Here is a 13,357-nt window from a genome sequence, read left to right as displayed (position 1 = left end):
TCCATAAACCTTTACAATCATGAATACAAAATACAGCAGAAAATATCGCGCAATCGCATTGATGATGCTTCTCTTTGCCTTAGGTTCATGTGTCAATGATTTGGACACCCTGCCTTTGGACGAAGATTTACTAACGGCGGATAAGCTGACAGACGATGCTTCCTACAAAGGAATGCTGGCTAAGTGTTATGCGGCATTTGTTGTTGGCGGACAAACAGGAGTGGACGGTGAACCCGATATTAGTAGTATCGACGGTGGATTCTCTTCTTACCTACGCCAGCTTTGGAACCACCAGGAACTGACGACCGACGAGGCTATTTGCGCCTGGAACGACGGTAATCTGCGTGACTTACACGACATGGACTGGACGGCATCCAACGAGTTTGTAACGGCCATGTACTACCGCATTACGCTCGAAGTGGCTTATTGTAACAACCTGATTGCGTTGACCAATGATCAAGACGAATTCAAGGCATACAATACCGAAGCCCGTTTCTTAAGAGCTTTGGCTTACTGGCACTTGCTTGACATGTTCGGAACAGGTCCTTTTGTGACGGAAGAAGATCCGGTAGGTTCATTCTTTTTCCCCGAACAAGCAACAGCCCAACAATTGTTTGACTACATCGAGTCGGAACTGAAAGCCATTGAAAGCGAATTGCCGGCACCACGCACCAACGAGTACGGACGGGCTGACCAGGGGGCAGCATGGATGGTACTGTCCAAATTGTACCTGAATGCCGAAACCTATACTGGCACTCCGAAATACACCGAATGTATCACTTACACGCAAAAAATCATTGACGGAGGCTACAGCCTGGAGTCCAATTACGAAAACCTGTTCCTGGCTGATAATAACCTACGCAGCAATGAAATTATTTTCCCATTGGTATGCGATGGCGAACACACACAAACCTGGGGTGGAATGACCTTCCTGATTCACTCAACCATTGGTGGCGACATGCCAGCCAGCGAATCGGGTGTTGACGGAGGTTGGGGTGGAAACCGCACCACCAAGTCATTCGTCAATCTTTTTGATGATATCAGCGGCGAAACAGATAGCCGCGCGTTGATTTGGACGGAAGGCCAAAACCTGGAGATTGGAGATATTTTCAATTTCCGTGATGGCTATGCGCTACGCAAATTCCGCAACGTGACTTCCAACGGTGTTGTGGGCTCAAACCTTTCACATCCCGATACCGACTTCCCGCTGTTCAGATATGCTGATGCACTGCTGATGTATGCTGAAGCGGTTGTGCGAGGTGGCTCAGGTGGCGACCAGGGAACGGCTGTTGGCTATATCAACCAAATCCGGGAAAGAGCTTATGGCGATGATTCCGGCAACATTACAGATGCCGATTTGACCCTTCAGTTTTTGCTGGATGAGCGCGGACGCGAATTGTACTGGGAGTGCCACCGAAGAACCGACTTAAGGCGTTTTGGCCAGCTGGCAGGTGGTGACTATACCTGGCCCTGGAAAGGAGCTGTAGCTGAGGGAAAAGCAGTCAATGATAAGTACAACGTTTTCCCAATCCCAAGCTCTGATCTAAACGCCAATCCAAATTTAACGCAAACCACTGGTTATTAATTTCATTAATTAGATTACCATGAAAAAATTTAAATACCTGCTTATCGCATGCCTCGCGGTTACCTTGTTTTCATGTGAGGACGATGATATAGTAAAATTAAATGATTCAGAGTATGTTCCAGCATCGATTATCGAAGGGTTTGGTTCAACTTTGGAAATCTCAAAACCGAAAAAGGCCGAAACGATCACGGTATCCTATACCCCTGCATCCTACGGCGTAAATATTGTTAAAACACACAAACTTCAATTCGCCACGTCTGAAGACTTTGCCAATCCGGAAACCTTTGATGTTGATGCCTCCGATAATTCATTTACATTCACCGTGGGTGCTTTAAATGAATTCCTGACTGAAACGTTGGCCCTACCCGTTGATGAAGAAAAGACCATTTCAGCACGGATTATGACCCATTCCCTGGAGGGTGTTGATACCTTGTACTCACCGGTTGTTAGCTTTAAAACAACCCCCTATTTGGATATTCTTTTTGCAGAAAATACCTTCTACCTTTTTGGTGACGGCGTGGGACGCATTGCACAAAACAACAAGCTTAAACTCCACAAAGTTGCTGAGGAAGCTGATGATTCATGGACCATTGTGTGGATGGAAGCGACCGGAACCTTCAAGTTGTGTTCTGATGTAAACTTCAAAGGAGTCATTGGAAAAGTTGGCGATCCGGTTAATGGCGAATACACCATAGGAAATGCGGATAACAGAGGTGAAGATATTCCGGTTCCTGGAACAGCAGGTTACTACACTGTGGGTGTCAATCTGGCAACAAACACATTGATGATTGAACCAGCCAATGTTTATATTACCGGCCCCAATGTAGATGCCTGGCCAGTAAGCTCGGTAACCGAAGAAAACCGGTTTAAGCAGGATACCGAAAACAAAACCATGTATTTGACTAAATCGTTCCTGGGTGGCGAATTAAGACTTCACGTCACCCATCCGTACATTTCTGCTGACGGCTGGTGGCATGCTGAATTCATAATCCTAGATGGCAAAATCGAATACCGGGCAGATGGCGGTGATCAGGAAAGAGTTAACATCAATGGAGGAGAGAGAACCATTGAGCTTGACTTCATTAATCAAACTGGTAAAATTAAATAGAAATGAAAAACTTACGATATTTTCTAATTCTGATTCTGGCAGTTGTTGTATTCTCCTGTGAAGAAGATTTTATGACTCCGCCAGTGAAAACACCTGTTCAAGGAACAGCTCCGGTTTGGGTGAATCAACCTTCATCTGACCTGGACACCGTTCTTTTCAAACGGAACGAAAAAGATACCTTGTTATCTCTAAGTTGGTCAGCCCCGGTTTACGCGGATAATATTGGTGTTCGCTACATCCTGCAATTGGATACCAAGGGCAACAACTTTGCCGATCCCATTGAATTTGACCGGATTTCGGCCACCGAAATGGAGCTTTTGATTGGCCAGCTAAACACGGCCTTGATGAAGCGGTACAATCCAGCAGAGAAAGTAGAAGTTGAAATGCGTATCCGCGCTGTTTCAAACGAACATTTAGCCGACCTATATACCGAACCATTTTCATTGAAAGTAACGCCCTACCTGGATGTTCCGGTACCGACTGAATTCTTTATGATGGGAACAGCAACTGACGTTGGTTTTACCAGCGCCGATGCCTTGGCCGCCCTGAAAGATGGCGATGTCTTCTACAAATACCTGAAGCTGACAACGGATGGAGCCTTCCGCTTCACCGATAAACAAGCTGACGACGGTTTCAAATACAACTTTGGCAAGTTTGCCACCGTTTCATCAAACATTGCTGAAGCAGACGACGATGATGGTAACTTCAAATTTACCGGCGAAACCGGTTGGTACGAAGTAAAAGCCGACTTTACAAACAGTGAATTAACCATTGCTCCTTTCCAGGTGGGATCAACCACTTACACCTTCGATCCAACAGAAGTGTACCTGGTCGGAAGCTATAGTGCCAGCGTTCCGGAGTGGAGCCCGGAAAATTCTCCGGCAATGACTAAAAAGTCAGAGGGAGTTTACACCATCGAAACAGAAATTAAGGACGGTGCGATGTTAAAATTTGTTGGTCAGCCAAGCTGGGGAGACCTCGACTGGGGTAACCTGGGAGCCGACGGATCAACCGGAAATCTGGGACCAAAAGGAAAGAATGGCAACATCACTTTTGATGGTGGCAATAAAAACTACCTGGTGACTCTTAACCTGAATACCGGAACTTACACCATCAAAGAAGCCAAGTCGTACCTGTACATTGTTGGTAATGCAACAACCGTTGACTGGACTATTGACAATGCACTGGAGATGAATATTATTGCTCCTGGAATCTGGACCGGAACCTTCGAATTGATAGCCGGAAAAGAATTTAAATTCTTCCCTGAAAAAGGAAGCTGGGCCAATGGTGTAGGCGCCGAGACATTCAGCAATTTCATCGGCTGTTCAGCCCTTGATAATGGCAACATCCTGAATGATGCAGCCACTGACGGAAACTACCTGATCATTGTAAATACCAACAGCAAAACGTTGACGGTAACTGATGCCCCAAAAATCCTGGGAGGATCAGTGATTGCCGGCTGGGAGCCTTCTTTGGCCATGAACATGCAGATGGTTGAAAACGGTGTTTTTGACACTTACCAATACATCACAGCTGATGGCGGAGGTTTCAAATTTGTCAACACAGCAGATGGTTGGGCTGGTGATTTGGGTGCCAGCAAAGTAACAACAGGAATGTTGGAGCAGGATGACGAGCAAAACCTCGAAGTTGCTGCTGACGGCTTCTACCGCGTACGTGTAAACATGAATGATTTCACCTACCAAGTGGATGAAACCGCCTGGGGAGTTGTTGGTACGGCCAATCCAGGCGGATGGGACAACGATACCAACATGAGCTTCACCGAAGCCAAAGGTGAATATATCTGGAGTACCGACATCACCCTGACTGATGGTGAAATCAAATTCAGAGCCAATGGTGACTGGATCATCGACTTTGGCGACACCGATGCCGATGGTTCTCTTGAATATGGAGGTACTAATATTCCAGTTACAGCAGGTAACTACCATATTGAACTGATCTTAAATTCTGCAACAGGATTTACGTATACCATTACAGCACACTAATTGCTGCTTTTAGGGGGTACTCACTGGGTTTTGAGTACCCCCTTTCTTTAATTTTAACCGAAACTCGCTTCATCCATCTTAAACACAACAAGCCATGCGAAACCGTTTCATTTTTCTGTCACTCTTCCTGTTTATTTGTCAATTTGGGCTGGCGCAAATAACCACAGATCCTGAGTTTCCGGCTGCAACCAAACAAGTGGTGGTAACATTCGACTCATCGCAAGACAGCAGGCTTGGTAAATACACGGGGGATTTGTATGCCCATACCGGTGTTAAAATTGAAGGAAACAACGACTGGCAACATGTTATTGGATCGTGGGGCGATAATGCTGCCCAACCCAAATTAACCCATTTGGGCGATGGAATCTACACACTTGAAATCACGCCGAATATTAATTCCTATTACAGCGTTCCGGACAATGAAAAGGTCTTACAACTGGCTTTCGTTTTCCGCTCAGCCGACGGATCAAAGCAAACCAATGACATCATTATCGATGTTTATGAAGAAGGCTTGATTGTCAACTTGACAAGCCCATCGCAACAAACCATCTTTCCCAAAAACGAGGATACAAGCATTTCTGCCACAGCCTCTGCCGAAGGTGAACTCAAACTTCTGCTGAATGAAACCTTATTGGCTCAAACCACCGGAACATCCATTACAACCACCTATCAATTCACCGGAGAAGGCGACCAGTGGCTCATCGCACAACTCACAGCCAATGGAAAAACCGTCTATGATTCGGTTTCTGTTTACATTAAAAAAGACATTACCCAGGAAGCAAAACCAGCCAATTACCGGAAAGGAATTAACTACCCGGAAGATAAAACTACGGCCGGTCTGGTTTTATGGGCTCCTGAAAAAGAATTTGTTTACTTGCTGGGAGATTTTAACGACTGGCAGGTGAATGAAGCTTACCAAATGAAAAAAGATGGGGATTACTTTTGGCTGACCATCGAAAACCTGCAAGCCGGCCAGGATTACCTGTTTCAATACCTGGTTGACGACGATTTGAAAATTGCTGATCCTTATGCCGAACAAGTGTCTGATCCCTGGAACGACCAATATATCGACAATAGCCTTTACCCAAACCTACCAAGCTATCCCGATGGAAAAACCGAAGGAATTGCATCTGTTCTTCGAACCGGGCAAACAGCTTACACCTGGGAAGTAACCGATTTTCAGGCTCCGGAGACCGATGAACTGGTCATTTACGAACTATTGGTTCGCGACTTTGACGAAGGACACAGTTTTCAAGCTGTGATTGACCGACTTAACTACCTCGAAGATCTAAATATCAATGTTCTCGAATTGATGCCTGTCAACGAATTTGAAGGCAATTCAAGCTGGGGATACAACCCATCATTTTACTTTGCTCCGGATAAATACTACGGCCCTAAAAACGATCTGAAAAAACTGGTTGATGAATGCCACAAGCGAGGCATTGCTGTTGTGATTGACATGGTTCTTAACCACAGTTACGGGCAAAGTCCCCTGGCTCAGCTCTACTGGAACACCGAACAGAATCGGCCCGCAGCCAACAACCCGTGGTACAACGAAACCAGCAACTTCCAAAACCCAGATGCCCAATGGGGGTACGATTTCAATCACGAAAGTGAGTACACCCGCCAGTTGATAGACAGCATCAACAGCTTTTGGATGAGTGAATACCAAATTGATGGGTTCCGTTTCGACTTTACCAAAGGCTTCTCAAACACCAGCTATGGACCATCAAGCTGGGGCAGCCCCTACGATGCCGACCGGATTGCCAACCTAAAACGAATGGCCGATGAAATTTGGAACCGCAACGAAGATGCCCTCATCATTTTTGAGCACCTTTCTGATAATTCGGAAGAAAAGGAACTGGCCGAACACGGCATCCTCCTTTGGGGAAATATCAACCACAATTATGGCGAAGCAGCCATGGGATATACGCAAAATACCAACTCTGATTTAAGCTGGGGAATATACAGTGAACGGGATTGGAGTGTGCCCAACCTGGTTAGTTATATGGAAAGCCACGATGAAGAACGCTTAGCTTTCAAGCTCATTCAATATGGAAACTATTCCGGTACTTACAACACCAAAAACCTCCCCATTGCCACCGACCGATTGGAACTGAACAATGTCTTTTTCATTCCACTTCCAGGCCCTAAAATGATTTGGCAATTTGGTGAGTTGGCCTACGATTACTCCATCGACGATGGCGGACGTTTGGGTGAAAAACCAATTCGATGGGACTATACCGAGGTGAAAGACCGAACCGACCTGTTCCACGTAGTTGCAAAACTCAATTACCTCAAACAAAACTACGAGGAATTTCAAACGCCAGAGATTGTCCATTCCCTGGAAGGAACCACCAAGTGGTACCAACTCAAGCAAGGCGCAAACTACGTGATTGCTGTTGGGAATTTTGGCGTTACCCAAGAACAGTTTTCCGTTAGCTTTCCAACGAAAGGAACCTGGTACAACTACTTTGATGAAACAACCTATGAGGTGACTTCAACAACCATGACATTTACCTTGGCTCCCGGAGAGTATCGCCTGCTTTCGACCCGGCAGTTTGAGCAACCCGATATTGTAACCGAAAATCCGGAGCTGGTGCTTCCCAATGAAATCGAAGTTTACCCCAACCCGGTGTCTGATTATGTTACTATCCAATCTCCTTCACCCCTTGTTCAAGCCAGTTTATATTCCATTCAAGGAAGCTTACTTCACCAGCTTTCTGGTCAGGAAACTTTTCACACGATGCAACTATCTCACTTACAAAAAGGAACTTACATTTTGAAAATCAAAACCGAATCAACTCAAAAAACGATCAAGCTAATTAAAAGATAAGCGGAAACCGGCAAGCCCTGAGCCAGGTTATTGGATAGGCCTTTCAATTTGACTAATTTTAAATCAAAAACCAGGCTCTGTTGATCTTAAAATTTGTGTGACATGAAGAAAGTTGTTGTTTTCTCGCTATTCCTGCTTGCTGTTTGGGGCCAACTCTACGCAGCTCAACCGGTGCGAACTCCTTTTGTTGAACTATTCATTGAAGGAGAGCGGATTCTGAATGGTGCCGAAATTAAGGTTAACAAAGGGCAGCAATTTACCCTGTTTGCCCAAATCAAAGGAGGACGGGCCGATTTTGTCCAGCTTCCGGATACCTATGCCGATTTGGGTGATGGTGCAAAAATCATCTCCCGGAATTACAACAAACTGATTTACGAAAAGAACGGGGTCACTCACAAATGGGAGATGATTGATGAGAACATTGATCTGGAAACGGACACCAAAATCAGGCTTTTGGCAAACAATGAACTGGAGAATAAAAAACAAACCGATGTTTTTATTCCGGTGGATAAAGTTGAAAAAACATACATCAAGGTTAAAATAACAAGCACCTGGCAGTACAGCAACGGCACAACTTCAAAAACAGAACAAAACACAGCTGAAGCCCTCATTCATTTGGATATTCAGGGCAATACCAATGTGTGGTTCGCAAGCCCCAACATTCGGGCAGCCGGTACCGAAGACAAGCAGGTGAAGGAATATTTGCTGGCAATTCAGGATTCCTACAACAAAATTGAAAACTTGCTCAATACTTTCGAATTTACCTCGATGATGAGCGAAATCCAACAACTTCGAAGCACCGTTGGCCAGCTTGAAAGCCGGATTGAATACCTGGTGGCCAACGAGCCAACCAAGCATTCGGACATCTTTTTTGTTGGTTTACCCAGTGATAAAGCCATTAGTGACATCGATGATTTTCGAAGCCTGGCTAACGCCTGGTCCGATTTGGAAAAACTGGTTCAGGAACATCAAATCAAGCTGAATAATTTAACAAAGGCCGACGACAAGCTAACGCGCAGAAACTTGTTAAGCCAAATTAAGCCTTTCACCAGCTGGGAAGAAGCATTGCCCGGTAATTCTGAATCATTGCTGACGGTTTACGCCAAAGATTTAAATTGGGAAAACACCAGTATTCGCTCTTTTCTGGCTTTCAATCCGGCCGAGGAACGAATCAACAACATTGAACAGAGTCTCGCCGATTATCAGCGATTCCTGAGTAACCGCCAGGAAAATATGGAAGCCGAAAAGCAAAAAATTCAGTATGCCCTGACCCGTCTTCAGGCTGTCCGAATCTTTGACGGCATGCTTATGGGTTTTTTCTCCTCCCTGAATTTTGCCCGGTGGGAAAATACCCGAAACTAATTGATCAGTTAGCAATCAAAACCATCATACATTTACATTTCGTTTAATCAAATGTTGAAATAATTAAACATTTTTAAATACGCCTGTGTTTAGCATTTGAAATCAAAACCATTGAGATGATAAGCATTAGCAAACACGCAGGAATTTATACGCTAAAGGCTGAACTGGAACTACCGATCAGCCTGGATGAGGCCTGGGAGTTTTTCTCCAATCCGGGTAATCTTGAAAAAATTACGCCCAAAAGCATGCAGTTCAAAATTAGTTCGGGAAGCTATAAGCCCATGTATGCCGGGCAAATAATTACCTATCGTGTTTCTCCTTTTCCGGGTTTCAAAACCAACTGGGTAACTGAAATCACCCAGGTCAAAACCGGCCATTTTTTTGTTGATGAACAGCGCTTCGGCCCCTATGCCATGTGGCATCATGAACATTTTTTTGAAGCGATTGACGGTGGTGTGCGTATGACGGACAAAGTGAGCTATAAACTACCTTTGGGTTTGATTGGCCATTTCGCGCATCATTTGTTTGTTCGTCAACAACTTCAAAACATTTTCAACCATCGAAAAATCTGCTTAACTGAACGATTCAAAAAGTAAAAACACTTAAACTCTCGTCATCCCATGCTCGTACGAATCTAACACAAAGTGCTATTTTTACCTCAATGAATCCAGGGCAACAAGTAATCGGTATTGATGGCTGCCGGGCAGGTTGGTGCCTGATTGGCTTCGAAAACGGCAACTATTTTCTTGAACTACACCCCCACTTTCATTCCATTTTCACCCAGCATCCTCTTGCCGTCCTTTTTCTGATTGATATGCCGATGGGGTTAGCCTCCACGGGAGAAGTAAGAGCGCAGGAACAACTGGCACGGCAGGAACTTTCACCAGGGTATAGTTCAAGCGTTTTTACCCCACCTTGCTACGAAGTTTTAAAAGCAAAAAGCTACGAAGAAGCCAAAATGATCAACCTAAAAAGTACGGGAAAAAGTCTGTCCATTCAATCCTGGAACCTGGTATCCAAAATGCGGGAAGTTGATCAGTTCATCCGCGAGAATTCAATTCTGCATCACTGAATTTTTGAATCACATCCTGAAATCAACTTCAAAAATTTCAATAAGGGGAACTTGCTCCAGTACCGAAAAAATGCCCCCAACAAACAAGGCATTGACGAAAGGTTACGCATTCTATCCAGCTACGATGCCAGCCTGCCGGACTATTTTTTCAAGTTCCGCAAGGTTCATCCCAAAACGAAGGTCAAAGATGATGATTTGCTGGATGCCTTTTCCCTTTGTCTAACCGCTCATTTGGGATCCAAATATCAGTTGAAAATTATCCAGTCACCGGCTCTTAATCAGCCTCAGTTTTTCCCTAATCGCTTGGCAACATACGTGCCTGACAATCATAATCATTAAACAAACTTCCTATTTTTTCTTATTTTAAACGGAAAAATGGCATATGACAAGTTACTCGCTGATCGGATCAGACAAAGTTTGAAAGATAGAAAAACCGCATTCAATGAGAAGGAAATGTTTGGAGGTATTTGTTTTATGGTAGATGATAAAATGTGCATCGGAATCATTAAGCAAGAGCTTATGGCACGAATTGATCCGCAGCAAGAAGCAGACTTTCTGCAGGAACCCGGTGCACGAAAAATGGATTTTACCAAACGCCCACTAAAAGGCTATTTGTCTGTTACCGCTGAAGGAATAGATATGGATGAAGACCTGGAAAAATGGATTGATCGTTGCCTGGCCTTCAATCCCAAGGCAAAATCGAGTAAAAAACGCAAATAAAACACATACAGTACGATGTCTGAATTTACCAATAAGAAGGATGAACGAGTAAGGCAATTACTCCAATTTGCCCGGGAAATGATGATAAGCAAGGATAAAGCCCGGCTTGTTCAAGCCAATGAAAAATTGATTCGTCAAATCGTTCCTTCGGAGGTAATTGCGCTTTTTGATTGCCTGGTTTTGGAACACCCCAAACAAGACTATGACCAGCTGAAGAGAGCCACAAATAAAATGCTTCATCTGTTCCATAAGCCCTTGTTGGCTTATCCGGCCATTCAGCCCCCTAAAAACAGTTTTTTGTACTGGCTAGCCCAGAGCAACCAAGCGATGGAGAACCGGCTTAAAACAATGAAAAAAGCCATTAAAAGCTTAAATAAAACACCAACCGACCAAGAAGCCCGGAAGCAGCTATTGGAGCAATTGAAAGAACTTCAGCTGTTTGATAAACATTACCAAATCAAAGAAAATGTACTTTTTCCGTCACTAGAAAAGCATTGGCCTGATTTCCACTGTGTGCAACTCATGTGGTCCTATCATGACGACATTCGCCAACAAATGAAAGATTTGGAACAGGTATTAATCGCCCCTGAACTGGATCTGCAACAAATGAATAAACTGGTTGGTGATCTGTTTTTTAACCTGCTGGCCATTCGTTTTCGCGAAGAACACATTCTATTCCCGCAAATTTTGGAAACAATTCCGGAGAAAACCATTCAAAGTTTGTTGGAAGACAGTCGTGAAATAGGACTTCCGTTTGTTATTCCAAGCTATGATTCAACAGATTCTGATGCTGTCTTTTCCAACGATCTTCATGTCAACCTAGGAACCGGACAAGTGAGTGCCGAACAAATCCAACTGATTTTTAATCATCTTCCTGTCGATATTACCTTTGTGGATGAACACGGTACCGTTCGCTTCTTTTCAACGCCCAAAAAGCGCATATTTCCGCGAACCAAAGCCATTATCGGGCGCAAAGTACACCACTGTCATCCACCCGAAAGTGTCCATGTAGTGGAAGAAATTGTTTCGGCATTTAAAACCGGCAAGCAGAATCAAGCCAGTTTCTGGATCAATTTTAAAGATGAAAAAATACTGATTCAATACTTTGCCTTACGTAACGCACTGGGCGAATACAAAGGCACCATTGAAGTAACCCAGGAAATAGGTGTCATTCGCGAACTCCAAGGTGAAAAACGCTTGTTGGATTGGTCGGCTGAATAAGAATCGCCATTCAGCTGTCAAGACCTGAGTCCCCGAAAAATCAATGCTTCCTAAACGGTCATTGCTATTTGACAACCACCGTTTTGATATTTACAAACTCCCGGATTCCATACACCGAAAGTTCCCGGCCATAGCCGCTTTCTTTAATGCCTCCAAACGGCAAGCGCGGATCAGATTTCACGAAATCGTTGACAAAAACACAGCCAGCCTCAAGCCCTTTTTCAGCCAGACGTTTTCCACGGTCCAAATCAGCGGTAAAAACACCAGCTCCCAAGCCAAAAACAGTATCGTTGGCAATACGAACAGCTTCTTCTTCGGTCTTCACTTTTAACAGCGAAGCTACCGGGCCAAACAATTCCTCTTCGTAAGCAGGCATGCCGGGTTGAATGTTCTCCAGCACCGTGGGTGGGTAAAAAGCCCCCTCCTGCTCGGGAATATAGCCGCCACACAAAATTTTGGCTCCTTTAGCCACCGAAGCACTCACCTGCCCATGCAGCTCATTGCGCAAATCGGTTCTTGCCATCGGCCCAATGCTTGTGCTATCCTTCATCGGATCACCAAACGTAGCCTGCTCCATGCGCCGCACAAAAGCATCGCGGAAGGCATCGTAAACCGATTCCATAACAATGAAGCGCTTGGCGCCAATACAACTCTGGCCCGCATTAAGCAGCCGGCTGACCACACATCGTTCGGCAGCTTCCTCAATGTCCGCATCCTCCAAAATCAAGTACGGATCGCTGCCTCCCAGCTCCAAAACCGATTTTTTCAAAACAGCACCCGCTGCGGCAGCTACCGCTTTCCCGGCCGGTGTGCTTCCGGTTAGGGTTACCGCTCTTATTCGGGGGTTTTCAATCACTTGCCTGACCGACTTTCCTCCAATCAGCAAGCTTCGAAAAACATCTTTCGGAAAACCCGCATCCTTCACCAGTTTTTCAATGGCCAGCGAACATCCCTGCACATTGCTGGCATGTTTTAAAACCGCCGTATTTCCAGCCATAAGGGTTGGTGCCAAAAAACGAAAAACCTGCCAAAACGGAAAGTTCCAGGGCATTACAGCCAAAATGGTTCCCAAGGGCTGAAAACTAACAAAGGAATCTGAAGCGTCCGCCTGAATTGTTTCCCGCGCCAAAAACTGTTCTCCGTTTTCAGCGTAATAACGACATACCCACGCGCATTTCTTCAGCTCGCCCAAGGCTTCCTTTTTCACTTTCCCCATCTCACCAACAATCAAGTCAGCCAGTTTATCTTGCTGATCAAGCAGTTGTTTCTCCAGCTTCAGCAGGTATGCTTTGCGCTCTTCAAACGAAGTTTCCTTCCAAGATACAAAAGCCAAATCAACAGCTTTAATGATCCGTTTGGCTTCATCATCCGAATAAGCCGCATACGATTGGATCACCTGATTATTAAATGGATTGACAGATCTCATACTATTCATTTTTTCTCTCCTAAA

General features: G+C 44.8%; 9 protein-coding genes and 1 pseudogene. 9 read left to right on the top strand and 1 reads right to left on the bottom strand.

The annotated features are described in order from the left end of the window. The first annotated feature begins 19 nt into the window (after window positions 1-19). The 9 genes and pseudogenes from ACRD6K_RS09725 (at window position 20) to ACRD6K_RS09685 (ending at window position 11,907) form a co-directional block, all read left to right on the top strand. Window positions 20-1,585: a RagB/SusD family nutrient uptake outer membrane protein gene (locus ACRD6K_RS09725; protein WP_430973090.1), complete on the top strand. Its 1,566-nt coding sequence runs from the start codon at window positions 20-22 to the stop codon at window positions 1,583-1,585. Window positions 1,586-1,604: 19 nt separating this feature from the next. Beyond that, the gene (locus tag ACRD6K_RS09720; RefSeq protein WP_430973089.1) at window positions 1,605-2,693 is read left to right on the top strand and encodes a SusF/SusE family carbohydrate-binding protein; all 1,089 of its coding nucleotides are present in this window, start codon (window positions 1,605-1,607) and stop codon (window positions 2,691-2,693) included. A 2-nt stretch (window positions 2,694-2,695) separates the two neighbouring features. Further along, window positions 2,696-4,696, top strand: a complete 2,001-nt coding sequence (locus ACRD6K_RS09715; RefSeq protein WP_430973088.1) for a SusE domain-containing protein — start codon at window positions 2,696-2,698, stop codon at window positions 4,694-4,696. Between the two features lie 94 nt (window positions 4,697-4,790). Further along, window positions 4,791-7,532 (top strand): alpha-amylase family glycosyl hydrolase, encoded by a 2,742-nt coding sequence (locus ACRD6K_RS09710; RefSeq protein ID WP_430973087.1) that lies wholly within the window; start codon window positions 4,791-4,793, stop codon window positions 7,530-7,532. 102 nt (window positions 7,533-7,634) lie between these two features. Further along, window positions 7,635-8,894, top strand: coding sequence for a hypothetical protein (locus tag ACRD6K_RS09705; RefSeq protein ID WP_430973086.1), 1,260 nt, complete (start codon window positions 7,635-7,637; stop codon window positions 8,892-8,894). A gap of 116 nt (window positions 8,895-9,010) precedes the next feature. Continuing rightward, the gene (locus ACRD6K_RS09700; protein ID WP_430973085.1) at window positions 9,011-9,490 is read left to right on the top strand and encodes an SRPBCC family protein; all 480 of its coding nucleotides are present in this window, start codon (window positions 9,011-9,013) and stop codon (window positions 9,488-9,490) included. A 65-nt stretch (window positions 9,491-9,555) separates the two neighbouring features. Then, window positions 9,556-10,305, top strand: a pseudogene (locus ACRD6K_RS09695) (DUF429 domain-containing protein). Window positions 10,306-10,341: 36 nt separating this feature from the next. Continuing rightward, window positions 10,342-10,686 (top strand): TfoX/Sxy family protein, encoded by a 345-nt coding sequence (locus tag ACRD6K_RS09690; protein WP_430973084.1) that lies wholly within the window; start codon window positions 10,342-10,344, stop codon window positions 10,684-10,686. Window positions 10,687-10,701: 15 nt separating this feature from the next. After that, complete coding sequence (locus ACRD6K_RS09685) at window positions 10,702-11,907, top strand: PAS domain-containing protein (RefSeq protein WP_430973083.1); 1,206 nt, start codon at window positions 10,702-10,704, stop codon at window positions 11,905-11,907. A gap of 64 nt (window positions 11,908-11,971) precedes the next feature. Here ACRD6K_RS09685 and ACRD6K_RS09680 read toward each other — a convergent pair whose 3' ends face one another. Beyond that, complete coding sequence (locus tag ACRD6K_RS09680; RefSeq protein ID WP_430973082.1) at window positions 11,972-13,333, bottom strand: NAD-dependent succinate-semialdehyde dehydrogenase; 1,362 nt, start codon at window positions 13,331-13,333, stop codon at window positions 11,972-11,974. Window positions 13,334-13,357: the final 24 nt, after the last annotated feature.

Source organism: Sunxiuqinia rutila, from assembly GCF_050589705.1.
GTDB lineage: Bacteria > Bacteroidota > Bacteroidia > Bacteroidales > Prolixibacteraceae > Sunxiuqinia > Sunxiuqinia rutila.
Note: the sequence above shows the minus strand (reverse complement) of the source record. Positions and strands in the feature narration are given on the sequence as shown.